We start from the raw sequence: 20,864 nt of genomic DNA, 5'->3' as shown, positions 1-20,864 counted from the left end.
GTGGCGTGTGGCGTGTGGCATGTGGCGTACGGCGGGCCGGAGTTCAGGTCTCACCCCCGACGGTCCCCTCGGGCTGGCAATCGGGGCACCACACCGTGCCGCGGCCCGCGAGTCGCTTCCGGCACAGGGCCGTGCCACAGCGCGGGCAGCGCGCCCCGGGGTCGTCGCGGTGTCCCGTGAGCCAGGAGCTGCGCGGCGGTACGCGGCCCGCGCGGCCCGCCGACCGCAGGGTGCGGCGCAGCTCCGTGTGCAGCCGGCCGTGTTCGCCGGCGGAGAGCGCACCGGCCCGTCGGGCGGGGTGCAGCCGGGCGCGCCACAGGATCTCGTCGACGAGCAGATTGCCCAGCCCGGCCAGTGCCGACTGGTCCATGAGGACCGACTTGAGGCTGCCGCGCCGCCCGGCGAGCACCGCCGCGAACCCCTTACGGGTCAGCGTCGCCGCATCCGGCCCCTGATCGCGCAGCATCCGGTCCAGCCCGGCCTCGTCGACCAGCCACAGCCCCTGGAGTTTGCGCTGGTCGCGGTAGCGCAGCTGGCGTCCGCCGGTCACGCTTCGACGTCGGGCAGTTCGGGCACGGCGTCACCCGCCGGTCCCCGGGGGCGCGGTGCCGGGCCCGAGGGCGCGCAGGCCCTGGAGGAGCAGCCCCAGCCCGAAGGCGAAGTGGGCCGTGAAATCCGTGCCGGCCACTACGGGCAACGCGGCGTCGAGATGGGGGTATTGCTCAGGGGTCACCGCCGCGCGCAGCCGTTCCGGGTCCGCCGGGCCGGCGTCCGTGCCCTGGCGGGCGGCCTGCTCCTCCAGGGTGTGGCCGAGGGTGAAGTGGACGACCGTGAGGGCGGCCCGGCCCGCGTCGTCGGCGGCGAAGCCCGCCTCCCGCAGGACGCCGATCAGGGCGTCGGCGAAGCCGAGGGTGTGCGCGCCGGTGGCGTGCGTACCGGCGTAGACGCGGGCGCCGTCGCGGTGGCCGAGGAGCGCCGTACGCATCCGGTGGGCCAGTTCGGCCACCCGCTCGCTCCAGTCCGGCGACCGGAGCGGCCGGTCGAGACAGTCGGCCAGCAGCACCTCGGCCATCGCGGTCAGCAGCTCGTGCTTGGTGGCGAAGTAGCGGTAGAGGGCCCCGGCCCGTACGTCCATGGCCTCGGCCAGCCGCCGCATGGTGAGCGCGTCCAGCCCCACCTCGTCCAGCAGCGCCAGGGCGACCTCGACGGTCCGTGCCTGGTCGAGCTTCGGGGGCCGGCCCCGCCCCGCGGTGGCGGGCCGGGTACCGGAGGGGCCGGGCGGGCCGGTGCGGCTGGTCGGGCTGGGGGTTGACTCGGCGCTCATGGCTCTCAGTATAGTGAACAGCGTTCACGTGAACACTGTTCACTAAATGCGCGGGCAGAGAGGCGGAGAGGCAGCCGATGGACGCCGATTACGACGACAAGGGGGCCGAGGTGGCGACCGAGCGGGAGGCCCAGCTGACGGACGCCGCTCCCGAGGTGGCCGACGAGGTCGATGTGCTCGTGGTGGGCGCGGGGCCGACCGGGCTGATGCTCGGTACCGAACTGGCGCTGGGCGGCGTACGCGTGCAGATCCTTGAGCGGCGAAGCACGGCCCAACGGGACTCACGGGCGCTGACCCTGCACCCGCGCAGTATCGAGCTGATGGACCAACGGGGCCTGGTGGAGCGCTTCCTGGCGCGCGGACGCCCCGTACCGGAGTGGCACTTCGCCGGACTGGACACCCGCCTGGACTTCAGCGCGCTGGACACCCGGCACGGCTACACCCTGTTCCTCGCCCAGGCCCGCACCGAGCAACTACTGGCGGAGCGCGCCCGCGAACTCGATGTGCCGATCCGGCGCGGATACGAGGTGGTCGGGCTGCGCCAGGACGCCGACGGGGACAGGGGTGGTGACGGGGACTGCGGCGGCGGGCGGGACGGGCGCACGCGGGTGGGCGGTGCCGAGGTGGACGTCCGCGGGCCCGGCGGCGGGCTGCGGACCGTCCGCGCACGGTATGTGGTCGGCTGCGACGGCGGCCGGAGCGCGGTGCGGCGGGCCGCCGGCATCGCGTTCCCCGGCACCGACGAGACCCTGACCGGCGCACTCGGGGATTTCGCGGTCGTCGACCCGGCGGCCCTCGACCGTGCGCGCGCCCATGGCGTCCTGGTCGCCCCGCTGGAGACGGACGGACCCGCGGACGGCCCGGCAGAGGGGCGGACCGGCGGCCTCACCCGGCTCGTCCTCATCGACCCGCGCCGGATGCGCACGCCGGCCGCCGAGCCGCTGTCGCCGGAGGAGTTCCGCAGCTCCCTGGTGGACCTCTGCGGCACCGACTGCGGGGTGGCGCAGCCCCGTTGGCTGTCGCGATTCGGCAACGCCACCCGCCTCGCCGCCCGTTACCGCGCCGGACGCGTCCTGCTGGCCGGCGACGCCGCCCATATCCACTTCCCGGCCGCCGGACAGGGCCTCAACACCGGGCTCCAGGACGCGATGAACCTGGGCTGGAAGCTCGCCGCCGAGATCAACGGCTGGGCACCGCCCGGACTCCTCGACAGCTACCACACCGAGCGGCACCCGGTCGGACGGGCGGTCACCGAGAACACCGAGGTCCAGACCCTGCTGCTGGAGCTGACCCTGCTCCCCCCGTACCGGCGCCCGGCCGCCGCACTGCGCACGCTGCTGACCGAACTCCTCGGCATCGAAGAGGTCAACCGCCGCCTGGCCGACCGGATTTCCGCGCTCGACACGGCCTATCCGCCCACCACCGCCGACGCCGACCCCTTGGTGGGACGACGGATGCCCGATATCGGCCTGACGGCGCCCGATTCCGCGGCCATCCGCGCCTACGAGCTCCTCCCGCCCGGCCGCTTCGTCCTCCTGGACCTCGCGGGCGACGATCAGCTACGGCACACCGTCACCCCCGGCTGGGGCCCCCGGGTGACCGCCCTGACCGTCACCCGCCACGACCACCACGCCGACCTCGACGGAGTACGGGAGATCCTCATCCGCCCCGACGGCCACATCGCCTGGGCCACCCGCACACCGGCCCTCCCGGCCCGCCGCATCGAGCGCCACCGCGCCCTGACCGCCTGGGCCGGCGCGGCCGCGCGGGGGTAGCGGGGGCGGCTCAGGGGGTGCGCGCCGCGCACGGGGGAGGCGCGGCGGGGTCAGGCGGTCGGCCCCGCGCCCGGGGTAGTCGCGGCGGGGTCAGGCGGTCCGCCCCTCCGCTCGCCGGCGGTACGCACCCTCACCCCGGTTGCAGCGCGGCCGCGAACTGCGGAAGGGCCACCAGCAGCAGTGCCGTTCCCGTTTCGATCCAGCGGTACTTGGAGCGGATGATCGCGCTGGTGCGCCGGACGGAGTCCAGGAGCGGGCCGGTGGGGTCGTGCGCGATACGGGCGAAGGCGTGGCTGAGGCCGTCGCCGTCCTCCCCCCGTCCGATGTGCTCGAAGTAGCCGGGGCCCGCCAGGCCGGGCTTCCTTCCCCTGCGCCGCCGGGGGGCGATGGCGGAGACGAAGCAGACGATGGCCAGCAGCGCGGTGGTGACCGCGCCCCACCACAGCACATCCGCCTTCCAGGAGGCGGCCGCCTGATGTGTGGCGGCGCCGCGGGTCACCGTGATGAAAGCGCCGAGCACCGCGCCCATGAAGCCCAGCAGTACCGCGGCCTTGGTGTCCGCCCGCGCGATCTCCACACCGTTGGCGGCCAGGAAGCGTTCCATCGCCGCCAGGGTCTCCGGGTGCGGCGTCCCTGGCGCAGCAGCGGGCTCGCGGCGGTCACGCAGGGTCCGGTGCGGCTGACGGTGCCTGCGCGGAGCGGGGCGTCGGCGCGCCACGGCGGCCCCGGCCCGCGCGCCCCGCTGCGGCACGAGGCGCACCGAAGGACGGGGGAGCGCCGCGCGCCTCACACCGACCACTCCTTCGCCGGCCCGCGCCGGTGGCCGTTGACCCCCGGGCCCCCGGGCCGCTTGTCCGCCGGCGCTTCCTGCGGTGCCGACGGTGCGGGCACCCGGCGCCCCAGCCCGGCGAGGCGGTCCCGCAGCAGACCGGAGAGTTCCTGTCGCTCCTGCTCCGTCAACTCGCCGAGCAGCCCGGCCATTTCGTCCTGCCAGGTGGTCTCCTCCTTGAGCAGACCGCGGTGGTTCACCGTCCAGTCCAGCACCTGGCCGACCTGGTCGGGGTGCCGGACCAGCCAGAGCGCCGCCAGCGACACCGGGCCGTTGCGCACGGCCTGCTCGCAGAACTGGAACTCCTCCCGCCGGTTGGCGGTCCAGGAGTACGGCAGCCCGCCCCCGCCGGGCTGCCCCAGCCGCAGCTCGCCCTCCGATTCCTGTCCGCTGATGTCCGTCACGCGGTAGGTGAGGCCGAGACCCTCCAGCTCCTGCGGCGCGGCCAGGTCCTGCATGATCTCGGGTGCGCCGAGGGTCTGCCCGTCGGCCGCGTGGGCGTCCTCCAGGTGACGCAGCCGCCGGTCGAGCTCCTTGCGGACCGCGTCCCAGCCGTCCGCGGTCCGCGAGCGCACCACCTCCACCGGGTCGTGCACCCACCACAGCACCCGGAGGTCCACCGCCTCCGTGCCGTAGGCGGTGGGCAGTGCCACGCTCCGGGTCCCCGACTGCTCATGGAGCTGCACATGGAAGGCGCTGTCGTAGCCGCCCAGCAGCCTGGGCGCGGAGGACGCCTGCGCGGCCACCTCGTCGGCCGTCCCGAGCGGTGACCGGGTCCGGGAGCCCAGTACCTGGTAGGCGCCGCTGTGCTCCCGCAGCACCAGGGCTCGGTCCAGGCGGCCGGACCAGCGGTGCCGCAGGATCTCCCGCCAAGGGGCCTGTGCGGCGGGGGCGTAGACGGGCTGGTTGCTGTCGGTCGTCATGACGTACTCCCGTTCGGGTGGGTGCTGCCGTTCACCGGCTGCCATGGCTGCTCGCCGTTCCGCCAGGTGTTCAGGGCGTCCCGGGCGATGGCGAGCCCGGCGAGATCGGGGATATCGGCCCGGTCGATCACGACGAAGAGGCGGAGCACCCCGTGCCGGAAGTCCGCCGCGAGCGCGCTGAGCAGGATCTCCACAGCCGTCCGCGGCAGGTCGCCCCACGTGGCCATCCGGCACCACCAGAGCACCGCATTGCAGGTCGCCGCGAAGCGCTGCTCGTCGTTGAGTGTCCGGTGGACGAGGTCGATGATCTGCGCCGCGTATTCGCCGTCGCTGGCCAGCTGCTCCTGACACCACGAGGTGTTCTGGAGCAGTTGCGGGAAGGTCCAGAGCGCGATGTCGGCCAAGGCCCCCTCGCCGTCGGCCCATTCGGCCAGATGCCGGAAGACCGTGGCCTGGCTGCCGGAGGCGAACAGACCGCCCAGCGCGTCGCGGACCGCCCGATCCACGGTGAACTCGTGCTCGTCGTCCAGACGGCGGGGCACATTCCGCAACAGCCGCATGGCCACCTCGGGACGGGAGGCGCCGAAGTCCGCACCGCAGGCGTAGGCGACGGTGGAGCGCACCTGCCAGCTCCGCTGCGCGCTCCACCGGCTGAGGCGGTATTTGACCTCGCGGGCCAGGACGGGATCTCCGGCCGCCATGCCCAGCGCGTACGCGGCGATGGTGCGGCTGCTCCGGCGCGAAGACCTGGCGAGGGTGCCGATGTGCTCAAGAGCCCGGCGGCCCCCTCCCCAGCCCGCGGCCCGGCCCATCACCCGGCCCACCGGTTCGGTCAGTTCCTGCTCGTTCCTGAGGTCCGCCATCCACTCGGTCAGCAGACCGGAGAGGTGTCCGTACTCCCGCCAGACATGCCGCAGTACGGCCTCCGCCTGCCGGTGGCGGGTGAAGCGCACGGCCTCCACGGCGTAGGTGTAGCCGGAGTTCGAGTGGATCTCCCTAGGGGAGCGCTCTGCCCGGACGCTCCGCAGGAGTTCGTCCAGCGACCGCCGGAAGACGAAGTGCGGGTTGGGCCGCGGCTTCCGCTCCCGGTCCCGCCGGCCGTCTTCGTGGGAGCCGTCGGCGCCCTCCGGCAGTGCGGAGCTGAGCCGCCCGTCCGCCAGGTGCAGGAGCCGTTCCGCCTCCTCCCGCACGATCCGGTGGTCCAGCCCCTCGAACACACAGGTCGCGAGGAGGAAGGCGAGCCCGTCGGCGTCGTCCCGCAGCCGCGCGAGCAGGTCCGGCACCTCGCCCTCCGCAAGGAAGCTCAGCCTCTTCTGGATGTCGGCGAGGTCCGGTCCACCGTCCTCCGCGGTGGCCACCGCGGCCACCAGCTCGGCCACCTGGGCCGGCACCAGCTCCGGGGCGAGCAGCTCGTCCAGCAGCCCGGGTTCCAGGAGGGTCAGCCGCCGGGCGCGCTCCGACGGGTCCGGTACCGCGGCCTCGAAGCGGGCATCGAACACCGCCCGCGCGGCCGGTGGCGTACACCGGACGGGAGTGACATGGAGCTCGCGCGACAGGCGCCGGACCAGTGCCGGGTCGTCCGGCAGCACCACCACCATGCGGGCGTCGGCCGTGCTCAGCAGGCTCTGGAGATGGCGGACCATCCCCGGCTTCAGGGGGTACTCGGGCAGCAGCCCGTCCACCAGATAGCCGCGGGTGTCGCGGTGCCTGGGGCGCCAGGAGGCGAGGTTCATATCGCCGTCGACCGCTCGCAGGCTCATGCTTCCGCCGCTGTGCCGGTGCAGCAGGTTGAGCGCCGCGGTGCGGCGGCCGGTACCCGGCTCGCCGGTGAGGAACAGCAGTCGGCTGTCGAGTTCGGCCAGGGCCGCGGGAAACCAGTCGGGCTCCGCGAACCCGGCCTTGGCGTCGAGGATCTCGACCGCGGAGAGGGGTCCCTCGTGCGCCTCGACCCGCCGCCCGCCGGTGCCACCGGGGCCCCCGTTCTCCACCCGCTGACCGCCGTGCACGGAGCCGGTGTTGATGTTGGCGCGGGGAGCGACGATCACCGGGTAGGGCTGACGGCCGAACGGCAGACCGGAGAACTCCCCGCCGTGGAGCGCGTACTCCACCGCCGCCTCGTCGAAGTCCCCCTCGTCCGGGTCCGCGAAGCCGATATCGCCCTCGGGCGGCTCCTCGCCCGCTGCCTGCGGTTCCGGTGCCTCGCGGGACGCCCCGTCATTCTGCTGCGGGATATCCGTACGCGCGTCCTCGGCGCTCATCGGCGGCCCTCGTGCTTGTCGCCGTGGACCGTGTCGCCCTGGTTGCCGTGCACCGTGCCGGCCTTATTGCCGCCGACGTAGTCCCCGCCGAAACGGTCGCCACCGACGTAGTCACCGCCGATGTAGTCGCCACCGGTCTCGACGTTCTGGACGCTCTGACCGCCGTACACGGTCCCGCTGTTGATGTTCCCGCGGTCGGCGCGGTTCCGCACCTGCGGGGCGGGTTCCCGGCGCCCGGCGCGCCGGGAACCCGCAGCGCGCTCCGTATTGCCGGACTCGTGGTCCTCGACCACCCGGTCACCGAGGATGCGGCGGTCGTACAGATTGCCCGACGGCGCCGGGACGTACAGCCAGGCCGCCTGGTCGAACTGCTTGCCCTCGACGGTGGCCGGCACCTGAAGGAAGTGATCGGGGTGCCGCCCGGTGTAGCCGCTCACCACCGCGTCCTGGTAGCAGCGGTCGGAGAGGATGGCGGCTACCTGGGTGATGTTGGCGCTGGAGGCCGCCAGCATCGCCTTGACCGGGCGGGAGTCGAGCAGACGGTGGGTGTCGTTGCGCGGTGTGCCGTTGCCGTCGTACTCCTCCCCCGTGTCGGGCAGCGGGCCGATGTGGAGGCTCACCCTGAGCCGGATGCGCACCGCGCCCGTGGAGTGCAGATGGAACTCGGTCAGGACGTCCTGCAGGGTGCTCAGCCAGGGGTGGATGACGAACGGCATCTTCGCCGGGTCGAAACCGAAGACATACCCATCACCGGTGGAGTCGGGGAACCTCCGCTCCGCCCAGACCTCCGCGATACCGGCGCGCTCGAACGAGGTCTGGAGGAGCTGGGGGATGGCGCGGCTGATCGAGCCGTGCTCGATCGCCGGATATCCGGTGAAGTCCTTGGCGTCGACCGCCACGATCCCCCGGTACGGAGGGAGCAGCCGGCTACGGCTATGGGGCAGAGCGCTGGCTTCGGGCAGGTCCGGGCGGGACGGTGACATCGGAACTCCTTGGCTTTCCCGTGCGGTCTTCACCGGGTTCACGGACCGGCGACAGGCAGTCCATGAAGCGGTGGCTGAATCCCTCGTTCAGCTCCACGACCCGAGTCTCGCGAGCGGCGGTCCCCCGGTGTGCACCCGCAGTGCACTGACGGCGTGACGCGCGCCACACCGGATGGGAAGTCAGCTCCCGGGAGCAGTGGCCACCCGGCGCAGGGCGGTCAGATCGCCGAGGACGATGCGTTTCCGTCCGGCCTGTACGTCGCAGGACTCCAGCTCGGCGAGCGTCGCCGAAATCGTGTTACGGGAAATGCCCAGGTACTGGGCCAGTTCATGACGAGTGAGGGCCAGTTCCAGCGGCTCGCCGGGGAGGCCGGCCGGATGCCCGGAGATATCGGCCAGACCCACGAGGGTGGCCGCCAGCCGGGTCAGGGTGTCGCCGCCGCCGCGGGCCTCGTCCGACTCTCGCATCCTGGTGAAGGCATACCGGACCAGCACCGGAAACAGGTCGTGGTCCACAACGAAGCGCAGGAACTCCGCCTTGCCGACGACCCCCACGGTGCACGACGAAATCGTCTCCACGCTGGCCGACCGCACATCATCGTCCAACACCGCGACTTCGCCGAGCAGTTCCCCGGGCCCACGGAACGCCAGCAGCGTGAGGTCCCCGTTCCGCTCGCGCCGGAGCACCTTGGCCGCCCCGCTCAATACAGCCAGCACATGCGTCCCGGGCTCCCCCTGCCGGAGCACCATGCTGCCGGCCGGGTGCCGGCGCTCGAAGACATGGCCCAGCAGGTCCCGCCAGACCGCATCTCCCACGAAGTGACGCAGTGTCCGACCCGCCGGGACCGGCGCTCCCCCTATGCGTTCGCCCATATGACGACCCTAGGAGATCTCCTCTCGACGCGTGGGACGAAGCGGCGGACGCGATCCGTCCGCCCCGCCTCTCATCCCCCCTCAGCCCGCAACCCCCGGGCGTCCCGGTCGTCCATGGCGTCCTGGGGTCCCCGCGTTGACCGGGTCCACCGGGCTTGCCGAACTTGCGGGCCGGTCACGCTTCTCCGGGCGGTCGGGGGCCTGCGAGTCCCCCGGGTGCTCGGAGTGGTCCAGGTCGTCCGAGGGGTCGGAGCTGCCGGAGGTGTCCGGGGTGTCGGAGCGGTCCGGACGGTCCGCGGGGTCCTGGCCGTCGGCGCGGTTCGGGCGGTCGGTGCCGGCGGGCTCCCGGTCGCCGGCGGCAGGGTCACGGTCCCCAGTGGCGGGGTCACGCTCGTCGGAGCGGTCCGGGTTACCCGACGAATCCGGGCTGTCCGAGCGATCGGGGCTGTCCGACCGGCCCGGGTCCTCCGGGCGGTCCTCGTCGTCCGCGGCAGGGACCTCTTCCCGGGGGCCGTCCGAGCTCAGTTGGAGGCTGCCGAATCTCGCGGTGAGCCAGCCGCGGGCGCGCACGACGGTCACCACGGAGCCGGTGCAGTCGCGGCCGTTGTACAGGACGAGGTCGGTGGGGGTGTCGTTGTCCACCTCGCCGTAGCCGTCGCCCACTCCGTAGCAGTGGTCGTCGCCGGGGTCGAGGATCTCGTGCGGCCGGTTGTCGGGCCGGGTGTGGTACGTGATGACGCCGGTGATGGCATGCGCGCCGGAGGGAGCGAACGCGACGAGCCCCCCGGTGAGAGCCAGCGCACCAAGGAAAGCGATCTTGCGTCGCACAGTCGGAACTCCTGTCAGCCATGGCGGCGGGCCGGTCCTGGGCCTGGCCCTTGCGGGATGTCGCCATGTGGGGTTCCCGACGGCCTCTTGGGATATTCCCACCGAAGGGGATATTCACCGTGCAGCAGGACATTACGGGCGGCATCGGTGGGGTGGGTGGCATCGGTGGGGTCGGTGGGGTCGGTGGCATCGGTGGGGTCGGCGAGGTCAGCGAGGTCGGCGGGACCGGGGCCGACCCCAGCCCCGGCCCCGTCGCTCAGTTCTCCCGCACCGGCCGGACGCTGCCCAGCCAGAGGACGTCGCGAGCGCGGGTCATGGCGACGTAGAGCTGACTACGGGCCAGTTCGGCGCGCTCGTGGGCGGTTTCGGCGGGGTTGCGGCCGTCCGGGGTGCCCGTGGGCGGTGGGGTGTCGTGCTGCGGCAGATAGACGCGCTTGAATTCCAGGCCCTTGGCACGGCGGTAGCTGCCGAGTTTGACGGCCTCCACCGGGTGGCCGTCGTAGCGGTCCAGTGAGCAGACCCGCAGGCCCGCCCGGGTGAGGAGGCGCTGGTAGTGCTCGATGGCGCGCTTCGCGGGGCACAGGACGGCGGAACCGGCCAGCTCCTGCGGGGTCAGGCCGCGCAGCGCGGTCAGCAGCGCCTCGTCGTGTGCGGCCGGGGTGGGCAGTACGGCGCGCTGCACCTCGCCGTCGTGGTAGGTCAGGTCGATGTCCCGGCGGCCCGGGGTGCGCAGCCCGTCGAGGTCCTCGAAGGCGTCCTCGGCGACGACGGAGAGCGCGGTGTCCACGATCTCCTTGCTGTTGCGGTAGTTGGCGCGCAGCACCTGGCCGCGATCGCCGCGGATGTCGATGCCCGCGTCCGAGAGGCGGAACCCGCCCGGGTAGACGGCCTGTTGGCCGTCGCCCACCAGGAGGAGGCCATTGGGGGTGTCGCCCACCAGGGCGTGCAGCAGGCGCACCCCGACGAGGGTGAGGTCCTGGACCTCGTCGACGACGACGGCCGCGTAGCCGCCGTGCCCGATCCGGCCGGCCGCCTCGGCGAGCGCGAGGGAGAGCACATCGTTGAAGTCGTGGACGGCGCGCTCGGTGCGCTGCGCCTCGTACGCCTCGTACAGGGACCAGACGGCCTGCCGGTGCGGGCGGCGCAGCCCGGCGCGGCGGCGACGGCGCGGCAGCGCGGCGTACTCGTCGAAGGAGGTGATGCCGCGGCCCTTGATGACGTAGTCGATCTCCTCCCGCCAATACGGGTGCAGCGGGTCGATCTCGGTCAGACAGCTGTTCCGGCCGACGTGTTTCCAGGCGAAGCTGAAGGCCGTCTCCGCCTTCTCCTTGTGCAGATGGACCGGCACGCCGCGGTCACGCAGATAGTCCTGGGCCCAGGAGTGCAGGCTGCGGAAGTCGACCCGGTCGGCCACCGCCGGGGCCATGGTCTTCAGGAAGGTGGCCTGGACGCGGGGCAGGTTGTTGGCGAACGTGACGTACAGGATGCGGCCGTTGGTGCGCTGGGCGAGGTAGGCGGCGCGGTGCAGGGCGATGACCGTCTTGCCGGTACCGGCCGGGCCGCTGATCCTGGCCGGACCGGCCCAGTTGCGCCGTACGAGGGCGAGCTGGTCCGGGTCGAGGAAGGTCATCCACTGCTCGATGGGCGCCCGGCGTGCCTCGTCGAGTGCGGCGTCCCGCAGCCCTTCGAGGTCGAAGAGGCCGTCGGATGCGGCGTCCGGTATTCGGGAGGCGGTGTCCGAAGTGGTGGTGCCTGGAGTGATGGTGCCTGGAGTGATGGTGTCCGAAGTGGCGGGGGCCGGGGTGGGGGCGGCGGGCGGGGCCTCGTACTCGGGGAAGACCCGTTCCAGATGCTCGGTGAGGGCGCGGACGGACTGGGCGGACAGCCGGGTGCGCTCCGACAGCAGCGCCGGCCCGATCTCGCGCTCGCCCAGCAGCCGCACCCGGCCCAGCTCCGCGTCGACCTGATGCCCCGCGAAGGCCAGCAGCGGGCGCACCGCCACCGGGGACATCCCCAGGGACGCCACCGCGCTCTCGGCGGCCTTGGTGACCGCGAGCAGCTTGCGGCGGTGCTCGTCGCGGGAGAACCCGCCGGCCCGCAGCCGGCCGGCGCAGGTCTCCGGGGCGGCCCGCCAGTTCTTGACGTCGATGACGAAGACTCCGCCGGGGCCGATCAGCAGCATGTCCACATTGGCCGCGCGGGTGCCCGGCCAGCGCCGGTCCACGAGCAGCCGCCAGCCCCGCTCGGCCAGCATCAGCAGCTGGGCGGCGACCCGCTGCTCCCCCTCGCTCGCCGCCTCCCAGCGCTCGGCCCGCGCTCTGGCGGCCTGCCACTGCTCCCGTAACAGCCGCTCCTGCCGGCGCGCCTGCTGCGCCCGCCGGGCCGCCGACGCACCCGCCGACCCGCCCGGTCCACTCCCTGCCGCCATCCTTCGCCCCCTCACCGCTCGCCCCCGAAGGCACGGGCCATGAACCGCCTCGGCCATGAACCACATGGGTCATGAACCATAGGTCGATGGCACATGACGCGGAAGTGCGCACGGGCGGGGCACGGGCGCATGGTGCGGAGGGTCCGCGGGGAGGCGGGTTACCCGCGGGACTTGGCGAACTCCACGAGCCCGGCGAACCCCTGACGGGTCAGCGCGAGCTGCGGGCCATTCGGGTCCTTGCTGTCACGGACCCGGACCAGGAACTCACCGGTGGCCGCCGCATGCTCCGGAGCCCACTCGATGCACTGTCCGCCGTTGCTGCTGTACGAGGACTTGGACCAGTGGAGGGAATCGGTCGTCACGGGGTGCCCTTTCGTGCCTGTTCGAACACGGCTACGGATGCCGCTTGGGACAGCGCTTCGGCTTGCAGCTGATGGTAGGCCGTCAACAAGGGCTGTACGTCGGCGAACGCAAGAGCCGATCCAGCTGGAGCGGCCATGATGCGAGGGCCGCCCACCACGCGCCGTATGCAGCTCTCGTCAAGAACCGCGTAGACCAGGGGCGCGGGAGTCCGGTCCAGAGATGCCTGTCGCTGAGCGAGGAGTGTCAGACGTTCTTCTGCCTGCTGTTCCGTGATCGATCCGCGTCGCAGAGCCCCCGTGGTGATGGCTGCGGCGTACTCCGGCGTCTGGAGCAACCCCGGAATGATGCCCAGCTCGAAGAGCCTGATCTCGGTCGCACGTACCTCATGAGCGACAAACTCAGGGAACCCCTCAAGGATCGCGGTGTTCCATACGGCCCGGCCCGGCCGCTCAAGCTGAGCACCCGTGCCGAACGCCTTGTCAGCACTCGCCGCGAAACGGGGAGTTGGACGGCGCCGACCGGATTCTACGGCGGAAATATGCGTCCCCGAGCACCCCATACGAACCGCCAACTCGTCCTGCGTCCAGCCTCGCTCATCCCGCAGCATGCGTAAACGCTGACCGAAGCGCGCACCGGGCGACCCTTCGGCATCCAGCTCTTTGCGGTTCACCATCGCGCAACTCAATACGGCGTGCGACACCCTGCGTGCCGAGCTGGCGGCGGCCGAGCGGGACGGTGACCGGTCGAAGGCCGTTGACTGCCGGGTGTTGCTGCGGCGGCACCCGGAGCACGACGACGTGCCGGTCGAGAAGAAAACTGAGCGGAAGGTCGGGAGCAAGGCCGAGCGGAAGGGGGAACCGTGAGGCCCCCGCACTCGGAGAAGGCCACAGCGGACCCCTTGGCGGGCACGCCGTACGAGGCAAGCCCCGAGGGCTGGTGGACGAAGCACGGCGGAGCGCTGGACGTGGAATCCGGCGTGATCTACATCCCGCCCGGTCCTGGCCTACCGCCGTGCCTCGTCCCGGAATGCCGGTGCTACCCGGCCTTCACGGCCGACCGGAAGAGCCCGGCCGCCGAGGTGCCCAGCCCCGTCGGCGCGCCCAGGCAGCCCGGCGAGCCCACCGGGTGGCGCAGCTCGGAGGACCGGTAGCGCCGGCAGTCCCGGTGCCAGAGGAGGAGGCCGGCCATCCAGTGCTCCAGCTCGCGGACGTAGCCGTCCACCGCCTCGCGTGCCTCCGGTGGGAGCTGGAAGTCGTCGTAGACGACGGGGAGTTCATGGGCTGCGACGTGCTGGAACTCCCGCATACGGGAGGTCATGAGGTCGTGGACGATGTGCAGCGCGGTCGGGTGGTCGCAGCCGAAGAAGGTCTGGACGACCAGGATGCCGTTGTGGATCTCCCCCTCGTATTCGATCTCCTTCCGGTACGAGAAGACATCGTTCATCAGGGCGGCGTAGTCGGCGGCGGCGTTCTCCAGTGCGCGCAGGGTGCGGTGCGGCGGATCTCCGGCGGGAGCCGCCGGCCGTGGCCGCGCCGGCTCAGGCTCATGGTGAGGTCGGAGCCGAAGGTCGCCCGGCGCATTTCGAGGTGGTCGACCGGGTCGGGGACGCGGTGCCGGAGCTGGTTGTCGAGCTCCCAGAGCCAGCCGGCGGTCATGGTGTCGACGGCCTCGCGGAACGCCCGGCGCGCCTCGGGGGCCAGGCCGGCCGTCGTACGGGGCCACAGGTCCGCCAGCCCGCGTTCCAGGGCGTTGACCGGCTCGGGCGGGGGCGCGGCGGCGTCGAGCGGCATGAGGGCCGACAGCCGCTCGGTGCACACCTTGGCCGAGGCGAGGTCGCGGGTGCGGCCGAAGACCGCCGGGTAGTAGTCGTCGGCGTAGAGGCCCCAGGCCAGCCAGGCGGCGTCCAGGTCCAGCTGCTCCGGGGTGGCGTCGGGGTGGATGCCGGCCGCCGCACCGCCGCCGTTCATGTAGCGGCTGGAGCGCAGATGCCATTCGTGGCCGCCGGACTGCCAGTCCTGGAGCCCCTTGGCGTACGCCAGCACCTGCGCGCAGGAGACCGGATTCTCCAGCACCAGGACGCCATTGCTCAGCTCGCCTTCCTCCTCCGTCTCGCGCTGATAGGAGAAGAGGTCGTTGCGCAGATGGACCGCGTCGGAAAAGGTGTCCCGCAGCACCCGCAGCGGCCGGGACGCGGCGACGGACGCGGGCACCTCGGCGCCGGTCGCGTACTCCACCAGCCCGGCCGACCAGGGCGCGCCCCCGACCTTGCGGCGCATCTCGATGTATTCAACGGGGTTGGGCACCCGGTGGATATGGATATTGGACAGTTCCCACAGCGACTCATTGAGCAGATGCTCGGTGCTTTCGGCGAACCGGCGCCGCCAGTGCCTTACGGAGGAGGAGCTTCCGCCTCCGCCCCCCTTGGGTCCGTAGTCACACCAACCGGGTTCATTTCTCGCTGACTTGTGGCACTTTTCTTTCGTCCGCGCCGGCGCCCCGGCCGCGCGCCGCCGCGGTCCGCAGGGCGAGCGCCGCCAGCGCCTCCGGCGCACCGGCCTGGCCGCGGATGCCGGGAAAGGCGTTGATGTCCACGATGAGGGGCGCACCGCCCCCGGCGTCGAGCAGATCCACCCCGTAGACGTCCAGGCCGAAGGTCTCGCCCACCCGGAGCGCGGCGGCGGTCCAGCTCGCGGGCAGCTCGCCGACCGGCAGCGGCAGGTTCGGCCCGCGGCCGTCCGGGGCAAGCTCCGAGCGGCGCAGCGCGGCGAAGAGCTGCCCGTCGACCACCCACAGCTTGTGGTCCCAGCCGCTGTTCGGGGTGAAGTCCTGGACCACCACCGGCTCCTCGGCCCAGTCGGCGGCCAGTTCCCGCAGCCGTACGGCGCTGTCGGCGCGGGCCACCAGGTCCCGGCGGCGGCTGAACCGGCTCTTGATCACCAGCGGGCCGTCCGGGGCGCCGGCCGCGGCCAGCTCCCCCAGGGTGGCCACGGAGCGGGTGGCCGCGAAGGGCAGCCCCGCCGCGCGCGCCATCGCGGCCATCGTCACCCGGTCCTGGCAGCGGGCGGTCGCCGCGGCCGAGTTGAGCACCGGTGCGCCGTGCTCCTCCAGGAGCGCGGCGAGCGCCAGCGCCCGGGGCGTCCGTGCCTTGAGGAGATAGACCTCGGCGAGCGAGGAAAAGTCGGGGCCCGGCCCCCCGGCGCCCGGGTCCAGGGTTTCGACCCGGTGATCCGGCGTCAGCAGCCCGGTGACCGCGGCCAGCAGCGGATGCCCGGGGTCCGCGGTGAGCAGACAGATCCTCACCGGCCGCCGCCGATCGACGCCGCGGGCCGGGTGGGACGGGGAACGGACGGCGCGGTGAACGTGGGCGGCGGGGTGGGCTTCGCGCCCGTCTGCCCGGTGGCGAACGCCTCCCGCCCCCCACGGCGGGCCAGGTCCAGGACCGCGGCGGACACCCGGGCGACCGCGTCCGGCACCTGACGGAAGCTGGGGAAGTCATTGATGTCGACGACCACCGGGCCGTCCGGCCCGAGGAGGATGTCGACCCCGTAGAGGTCGAGGCCGAAGACGGTGCCTATCTCGGCGGTGATCCGGGCGACTTCGGGGGTCAGCGGCACCTGCCGTTCGCGGACGGCGTGCGCGGGGTGCAGCGGGGAGCACCGTTCGGTCGCGTAGAGCTCACCGGCGACGCTGTAGACCTTCAGATCCGTACCGGAGTTGGGGACATAGGGCTGGGCGATGAGCAGCCCGCCGGCCGCTCCGTCGGGGCCCGGCTCCAGCAGCCGGTCCGGCGTCGCCACCAGCCGCACCGCGCGCCCGGAACTGCCGTCCGCGGGCTTCACCACGAGCGGGAACTCCGCCTCGGCTATCTCCGCGAACTCCTCGGGACGGGCCGCCGCATACGTCACGGGGACCGGCAGCCCCCTGCCGCGGGCGATCACCGCGGCCAGCGCCTTGTCCCGTACGCCACGGATGGCCCGGACGTCGTTCACCGTGGTCAGCCCGACCGAAGCGGCCGCCTCCAGGAGCGTCAGGCCCGGGCCGCCGGAGACGGTCTTGAGGACCCAGGCATCGTGGCTGCCGGCCCGGACCGCCTCGGATATCCGGATCAGCGAGCGGCCGGGCCAGACCACGTCCACGTGGTGGCCCCAGGCGCGGAGTTGGTGGATCACCTCCAGCGGCATGCCGTCATGGCGGTACTGCTCCTCCACCAGGAAGCAGAGTCTCATCGGGCACCCTCGTCATCGCCGCACGTCCACCGACCGTCCGGCAGATCCATGACACACCAGGATCCCATGCGGAGCCCGCCGGGGACGGTGCACCCACGCACCGGGCCCCGCCCCGTCCAGGGGCGCCTCCGGCGGCCCGCGCCTCCCCCGGCGCCTACGCCAGGAACGCCGAGGTGGCCTCCCGGAACCGCTCGGGATCGTCGAGCCACGGGAAGTGCCCGGCGCCGGGCTGAACGACGAGCCGGGCGTGCGGAAACAGGCCGGTGAACTCCGCCATCGCAGGCGGCGGGGCGCCCAGGTCCACCTCCCCGGCGAGCAGCAGCACCGGCCGCCCGAATCCGGCGAGCGCCGCCCGGGTGGCCTCCGGTGCGAAGGCGCCTTCGGCACCGAAGACGGCCGCGGCCGCCGCGTTCCGCTGACCGTCCTCCGCGGCCCGGTGCGCCTGCGCCGCCGCGTCCCAACGCCCGTAGAAGAACGGCGCGATGACCTCCCGGCAGTCGTCCGCCGGCCTGCCCGCGACGAGCGCCTCCAGGGCCGCGAACGCGGGGGCGAACCACGGCTCCTCGTGGCGCAGCCGCGCGGTCTCGCGCCGGAGGTCTCCGCTGATGACCAGCCCGACGGCCAGGACGCTGGGCGTGATCAGTGCCAGCTTGCCGACGCGGTCCGGGTGGCGGCCCGCGTACAGCGCCGCGAGATTCGCGCCGGCACTGTGCGCGAGCAGGTCGGCGCTTTCCAGGCCGAGGTGCTCGCGCAGCGCCTCCACATCGTCGACGAGCCGGTCGCAGCGGTAGGAGGCCGCGTCCGCCGGTATCGCGGAGCGGCCGGTGCCGCGCAGATCCAGCCGGATCAGCCGGTGGTGCGCGGCGAGGCCGCCGAGGTCGCCGAGGTAGGCGGAATCCTGCATCGGTCCCCCCGGCAGGCAGATCACCGGGGGTCCGTCTCCGGACACGTGGTAGGCGAGCGTGGTTCCGTCGTGCGCGGAGAAGGTGGGCATGCCGGCGACCTTGGCAGCGGCGTCCGCACGGAGCAACCGGTTTCCCGCGCCTCCGCACGCCGGACGCCGAGACCTCCACCCGGCCGCCCCGCCCCCCACACCGGAGCGGCCCCCTCCGCCTCCGCTCCCGGGGTCGCTACCGTGAGGCGACGCAATGGAGCAGGACCGGCATGGACCGGGAGCAATCGGGAGGCCCAGTGACCCACAAGGCCGTGCCCTTCGACGAACTCGACCGCAAGATCGTTGCGGCGCTGATCGACAACGGCCGGGCGAGCTTCGCGGAGATCGGGGCGGCGATCGGGCTGTCGTCCACCGCGGTGAAGCGGCGGGTGGACCGGATGCGGGAGAACAACGTGATCACGGGGTTCACCGCCACCGTCCGCCCGGCCGCGCTGGGCTGGCTCACCGAGGCGTATGTCGAGGTGTACTGCGACAGCGCGGCGCCGCCCCGCCGGCTCGCGGAGGTGGTGCGCAACCACCCGGAGATCGCGGCGGCGATGACGGTCACCGGGGGCGCGGATGCGCTGCTGCACGTCCGGGCGACCGATGTGGAGCACTTCGAGGAGGTGCTCGAACGCATCCGGACCGAGCCGTTCATCCGCAAGACGATCAGTTACATGGTGCTGTCCCATCTGCTGCCGGACAGCCCGGAGGCGGGCGCCCGGCAGACCTCCGAGGGGACCGTCCGCTGAGGCGCCCGGTGCGCGCGGCCCGTCACAGCCGCCGCGGGCCCGGCCCACCGCCCGCACAAGCGGAATCCGGGACGGGATCGCGCAGCAAAGCTGCGTGAGAGGCCAAATACACGCAGCATTACTGCGCCGCTTGGCAGCATTTGTTTCTTGTGGCCCGAATCCCTCGCTCCTTACCTTGGAAGCATTCGGGGTGACGTTCTGTGACCCCCGGTCGCCCCGCACTGTCCGAGGAAGCGAAGGGATCGTCCCGTGCCGATGAGTCGTGTGTCGCGCCCCCGGCGCTATCTGGTCTGCGAGCCCAGACACTTCGCCGTGCATTACGCGATCAACCCATGGATGCGGGCCGACGTGCCCGTGGACACCGCGCTCGCGGGGCGCCAGTGGGAGACCCTGATGGGCACCTACCGCGCCCATGGGCACACCGTGGAGACGGTGCCCCCGGTGCCCGGCCTGCCGGACATGGTGTTCGCGGCGAACTCCGCGCTGGTCGTGGGCGGCCGGGTCTTCGGCTCGCACTTCCACGCGCCGCAGCGGCGGCCGGAGTCCATGGAGTACGAGACCTGGTTCAAGGCGGCCGGCTACGACGTCTACCGGCCGGAGTCGCCGTGCGAGGGCGAGGGCGATCTCATCCCGGCCGGCCGCTTCATCCTGGCGGGCACCGGCTTTCGCACCACCCCGGCGGCCCATCGCGAGGTGCAGGAGTTCTTCGGCCTGCCGACGATCGGCCTCCAGTTGGTGGACCCGTACTTCTACCACCTGGACACCGCGCTCTTCGTCCTCGGCGAGTCCCCGGAGACGGGCGAGGCGCATATCGCCTACTACCCCGAGGCGTTCTCGTCCGGCAGCCGTGAGGTGCTGCGGCGGCTGTTCCCCGACGCGGTGCTCGCCACCCGGGAGGACGCCATGACCTTCGGCCTCAACTCCGTCTCCGACGGCCGCCATGTCTTCATCGCCCCGCAGGCGGCCGGCCTGATCGCTCAGCTCATCGCGCACGGCTATGTCCCCGTCCCCGTCGACCTGTCGGAGTTCCACAAGGCCGGCGGCGGCATCAAGTGCTGCACCCAGGAGATCCGCTCATGACCGCTCCCACCCGTACCGCCCCGATCGGCGCTCCCCGTTCGTCCGCGGAGCTCATCCAGGCCGAGAGCCCGGTGCTCGCGCACAACTACCACCCGCTGCCCGTGGTGGTCGCGCGCGCCGAAGGGGTCTGGGTCGAGGACGTCGAGGGGCGCCGCTACCTCGACATGCTGGCCGGGTATTCGGCCCTCAACTTCGGCCATCGCCACCCGGCCCTGATCGAGGCCGCACACCGCCAGCTGGATCAACTCACCCTCACCTCCCGCGCGTTCCACAACGACCGGCTCGCCGGTTTCGCCGAGGGCCTCGCCGAGCTGACCGGCCTGGACATGGTCCTGCCGATGAACACCGGTGCCGAGGCGGTGGAGAGCGGCATCAAGGTCGCCCGCAAGTGGGCGTACGACGTCAAGGGCGTCCCTGCGGACCGGGCGACGATCGTGGTGGCGGGCGGCAACTTCCACGGCCGGACGACCACCATCGTCGGCTTCTCCGACGACGACACCGCCCGGGTCGGCTTCGGCCCGTTCGCCCCCGGCTTCCGCACCGTCCCCTACAACGACCTCGCCGCGCTGGAGGCGGCCCTGGACGAGACGACGGCCGCCGTGCTGATCGAGCCCATCCAGGGCGAGGCGGGCGTCCTGATCCCGGACGACGGCTACCTCACCGGCGTACGCGAGCTGACCCGGCGCAACGGCTGCCTGTTCATCGCCGACGAGATCCAGTCCGGGCTGGGCCGCACCGGCACCACCCTCGCGGTCGAGCACGAGTCCGTGGTGCCGGACATGCTGCTGCTCGGCAAGGCGCTCGGCGGCGGGATCGTCCCGGTCTCCGCGGTCGTCGCCCGCCGCGAGGTGCTCGGCGTGCTCGGCCCCGGCCAGCACGGCTCGACCTTCGGCGGCAACCCGCTGGCCGCGGCGGTGGGTTCGGCCGTGACCGAGCTGCTCGCCACCGGGGAGTTCCAGCGCCGCGCCGCCGAACTCGGCGCCGTACTGCGCAGCGGTCTGGCCGCGCTGGTCGGAAAGGGCGTGACCGGCTTCCGCGCCCGTGGCCTGTGGGCCGGTGTCGACATCGACCCCGCGCTGGGCACCGGCCGGGAGATCAGCGAACGTCTGCTGAAGGAAGGCGTCCTGGTCAAGGACACCCATGGCTCGACGATCCGGCTGGCCCCGCCGCTGACCATCACCGCCGAGGAACTGGCGTCGGCCCTGGGCAGCCTGGAGCGGGCGCTGGGCTGACCCGGCTACCCCGCCGAACAGCCGACCGCGGCCGCAGCTCGGGTGAGCTGCGGCCG

At 72.7% G+C, this 20,864-nt stretch carries 19 protein-coding genes and 1 pseudogene; 5 read left to right on the top strand and 15 right to left on the bottom strand.

Features of this window, described 5'->3' with window-relative positions:
• Window positions 1-43: 43 nt before the first annotated feature.
• The gene (locus tag AC3EUV_RS07635; protein WP_432140394.1) at window positions 44-550 is read right to left on the bottom strand and encodes a zinc finger domain-containing protein; all 507 of its coding nucleotides are present in this window, start codon (window positions 548-550) and stop codon (window positions 44-46) included.
• A gap of 30 nt (window positions 551-580) precedes the next feature.
• Window positions 581-1,324: a TetR/AcrR family transcriptional regulator gene (locus AC3EUV_RS07630; protein ID WP_435602490.1), complete on the bottom strand. Its 744-nt coding sequence runs from the start codon at window positions 1,322-1,324 to the stop codon at window positions 581-583.
• A gap of 206 nt (window positions 1,325-1,530) precedes the next feature.
• Between AC3EUV_RS07630 and AC3EUV_RS07625 the strand changes: the two genes are divergently transcribed.
• The gene (locus tag AC3EUV_RS07625) at window positions 1,531-3,099 is read left to right on the top strand and encodes an FAD-dependent monooxygenase (protein ID WP_432140469.1); all 1,569 of its coding nucleotides are present in this window, start codon (window positions 1,531-1,533) and stop codon (window positions 3,097-3,099) included.
• Between the two features lie 130 nt (window positions 3,100-3,229).
• Here AC3EUV_RS07625 and AC3EUV_RS07620 read toward each other — a convergent pair whose 3' ends face one another.
• The 9 genes from AC3EUV_RS07620 to AC3EUV_RS07580 all read right to left on the bottom strand — a co-directional run bounded on the left by AC3EUV_RS07620 (window position 3,230) and on the right by AC3EUV_RS07580 (window position 13,257).
• Window positions 3,230-3,703, bottom strand: coding sequence for a Pycsar system effector family protein (locus AC3EUV_RS07620; RefSeq protein WP_435602489.1), 474 nt, complete (start codon window positions 3,701-3,703; stop codon window positions 3,230-3,232).
• 182 nt (window positions 3,704-3,885) lie between these two features.
• A complete protein-coding gene (locus AC3EUV_RS07615) occupies window positions 3,886-4,851 on the bottom strand; it encodes a hypothetical protein (protein ID WP_435602488.1) in 966 nt (321 codons plus the stop codon).
• Window positions 4,848-7,109 carry a hypothetical protein gene (locus AC3EUV_RS07610; RefSeq protein WP_435602487.1) on the bottom strand — a complete coding sequence of 754 codons (2,262 nt, stop codon included), beginning with the start codon at window positions 7,107-7,109 and terminating at the stop codon, window positions 4,848-4,850. The genes AC3EUV_RS07615 and AC3EUV_RS07610 overlap by 4 nt, the downstream gene beginning before the upstream one ends.
• Window positions 7,106-8,092 carry a hypothetical protein gene (locus AC3EUV_RS07605; RefSeq protein ID WP_435602486.1) on the bottom strand — a complete coding sequence of 329 codons (987 nt, stop codon included), beginning with the start codon at window positions 8,090-8,092 and terminating at the stop codon, window positions 7,106-7,108. Before AC3EUV_RS07605 ends, AC3EUV_RS07610 begins: the two co-directional genes overlap by 4 nt.
• 180 nt (window positions 8,093-8,272) lie before the next feature.
• Window positions 8,273-8,908: a Crp/Fnr family transcriptional regulator gene (locus AC3EUV_RS07600; RefSeq protein WP_435602485.1), complete on the bottom strand. Its 636-nt coding sequence runs from the start codon at window positions 8,906-8,908 to the stop codon at window positions 8,273-8,275.
• A 138-nt stretch (window positions 8,909-9,046) separates the two neighbouring features.
• A complete protein-coding gene (locus AC3EUV_RS07595; protein ID WP_435602484.1) occupies window positions 9,047-9,793 on the bottom strand; it encodes a chitin-binding protein in 747 nt (248 codons plus the stop codon).
• 256 nt (window positions 9,794-10,049) lie between these two features.
• On the bottom strand, window positions 10,050-12,221 hold the full coding sequence (locus AC3EUV_RS07590) for a nuclease-related domain-containing DEAD/DEAH box helicase (protein ID WP_435602483.1): 2,172 nt from the start codon (window positions 12,219-12,221) through the stop codon (window positions 10,050-10,052).
• A 158-nt stretch (window positions 12,222-12,379) separates the two neighbouring features.
• Window positions 12,380-12,583 (bottom strand): DUF397 domain-containing protein, encoded by a 204-nt coding sequence (locus AC3EUV_RS07585; RefSeq protein ID WP_432140398.1) that lies wholly within the window; start codon window positions 12,581-12,583, stop codon window positions 12,380-12,382.
• The gene (locus AC3EUV_RS07580) at window positions 12,580-13,257 is read right to left on the bottom strand and encodes a Scr1 family TA system antitoxin-like transcriptional regulator (protein WP_435602482.1); all 678 of its coding nucleotides are present in this window, start codon (window positions 13,255-13,257) and stop codon (window positions 12,580-12,582) included. The genes AC3EUV_RS07585 and AC3EUV_RS07580 overlap by 4 nt, the downstream gene beginning before the upstream one ends.
• On the opposite strand from AC3EUV_RS07580, the gene AC3EUV_RS07575 reads away from it, so the two are divergent.
• Entirely contained in the window at window positions 13,244-13,447 is a 204-nt protein-coding gene (locus AC3EUV_RS07575; RefSeq protein ID WP_432140400.1) for a hypothetical protein, read from the top strand. The genes AC3EUV_RS07580 and AC3EUV_RS07575 overlap by 14 nt on opposite strands.
• A 172-nt stretch (window positions 13,448-13,619) precedes the next feature.
• Here the strand turns inward: AC3EUV_RS07575 and AC3EUV_RS07570 are convergent.
• The 4 genes and pseudogenes from AC3EUV_RS07570 to AC3EUV_RS07555 form a co-directional block, all read right to left on the bottom strand.
• Window positions 13,620-14,968, bottom strand: a pseudogene (locus AC3EUV_RS07570) (terpene synthase family protein); the annotation flags it as partial.
• Window positions 14,969-15,032: 64 nt separating this feature from the next.
• Window positions 15,033-15,884, bottom strand: a complete 852-nt coding sequence (locus AC3EUV_RS07565; protein ID WP_435602481.1) for an ATP-grasp domain-containing protein — start codon at window positions 15,882-15,884, stop codon at window positions 15,033-15,035.
• Window positions 15,881-16,810, bottom strand: coding sequence for an ATP-grasp domain-containing protein (locus tag AC3EUV_RS07560; protein ID WP_435602480.1), 930 nt, complete (start codon window positions 16,808-16,810; stop codon window positions 15,881-15,883). The genes AC3EUV_RS07565 and AC3EUV_RS07560 overlap by 4 nt, the downstream gene beginning before the upstream one ends.
• A gap of 154 nt (window positions 16,811-16,964) precedes the next feature.
• On the bottom strand, window positions 16,965-17,804 hold the full coding sequence (locus tag AC3EUV_RS07555) for an alpha/beta fold hydrolase (RefSeq protein ID WP_435602478.1): 840 nt from the start codon (window positions 17,802-17,804) through the stop codon (window positions 16,965-16,967).
• Window positions 17,805-18,001: 197 nt separating this feature from the next.
• On the opposite strand from AC3EUV_RS07555, the gene AC3EUV_RS07550 reads away from it, so the two are divergent.
• From AC3EUV_RS07550 to rocD, 3 genes are all read left to right on the top strand, one after another.
• Window positions 18,002-18,496 carry an Lrp/AsnC family transcriptional regulator gene (locus tag AC3EUV_RS07550; protein ID WP_435602476.1) on the top strand — a complete coding sequence of 165 codons (495 nt, stop codon included), beginning with the start codon at window positions 18,002-18,004 and terminating at the stop codon, window positions 18,494-18,496.
• 255 nt (window positions 18,497-18,751) lie between these two features.
• Entirely contained in the window at window positions 18,752-19,576 is an 825-nt protein-coding gene (gene ddaH, locus AC3EUV_RS07545; RefSeq protein ID WP_435602475.1) for a dimethylargininase, read from the top strand.
• Window positions 19,573-20,808 carry an ornithine--oxo-acid transaminase gene (gene rocD, locus AC3EUV_RS07540; RefSeq protein ID WP_432140406.1) on the top strand — a complete coding sequence of 412 codons (1,236 nt, stop codon included), beginning with the start codon at window positions 19,573-19,575 and terminating at the stop codon, window positions 20,806-20,808. The genes ddaH and rocD overlap by 4 nt, the downstream gene beginning before the upstream one ends.
• The last annotated feature ends 56 nt before the right edge of the window (window positions 20,809-20,864 follow it).

This window comes from Streptomyces sp. bgisy130 (assembly GCF_057708345.1).
This window is presented reverse-complemented; position numbering and strand designations above follow the sequence as displayed.

Excerpts from the sequence above, each read along its gene's own strand:
- ddaH (WP_435602475.1), top strand. The coding sequence starts at position 18,752 with ATGAGTCGTGTGTCGCGCCCCCGGCGCTATCTGGTCTGCGAGCCCAGA.
- AC3EUV_RS07630 (WP_435602490.1), bottom strand. The coding sequence starts at position 1,324 with ATGAGCGCCGAGTCAACCCCCAGCCCGACCAGCCGCACCGGCCCGCCC.
- AC3EUV_RS07620 (WP_435602489.1), bottom strand. The coding sequence starts at position 3,703 with ATGGAACGCTTCCTGGCCGCCAACGGTGTGGAGATCGCGCGGGCGGAC.
- AC3EUV_RS07605 (WP_435602486.1), bottom strand. The coding sequence starts at position 8,092 with ATGTCACCGTCCCGCCCGGACCTGCCCGAAGCCAGCGCTCTGCCCCAT.
- rocD (WP_432140406.1), top strand. The coding sequence starts at position 19,573 with ATGACCGCTCCCACCCGTACCGCCCCGATCGGCGCTCCCCGTTCGTCC.
- AC3EUV_RS07610 (WP_435602487.1), bottom strand. The coding sequence starts at position 7,109 with ATGAGCGCCGAGGACGCGCGTACGGATATCCCGCAGCAGAATGACGGG.
- AC3EUV_RS07615 (WP_435602488.1), bottom strand. The coding sequence starts at position 4,851 with ATGACGACCGACAGCAACCAGCCCGTCTACGCCCCCGCCGCACAGGCC.
- AC3EUV_RS07625 (WP_432140469.1), top strand. The coding sequence starts at position 1,531 with ATGCTCGGTACCGAACTGGCGCTGGGCGGCGTACGCGTGCAGATCCTT.
- AC3EUV_RS07560 (WP_435602480.1), bottom strand. The coding sequence starts at position 16,810 with ATGAGACTCTGCTTCCTGGTGGAGGAGCAGTACCGCCATGACGGCATG.
- AC3EUV_RS07555 (WP_435602478.1), bottom strand. The coding sequence starts at position 17,804 with ATGCCCACCTTCTCCGCGCACGACGGAACCACGCTCGCCTACCACGTG.
- AC3EUV_RS07590 (WP_435602483.1), bottom strand. The coding sequence starts at position 12,221 with ATGGCGGCAGGGAGTGGACCGGGCGGGTCGGCGGGTGCGTCGGCGGCC.
- AC3EUV_RS07580 (WP_435602482.1), bottom strand. The coding sequence starts at position 13,257 with ATGGTGAACCGCAAAGAGCTGGATGCCGAAGGGTCGCCCGGTGCGCGC.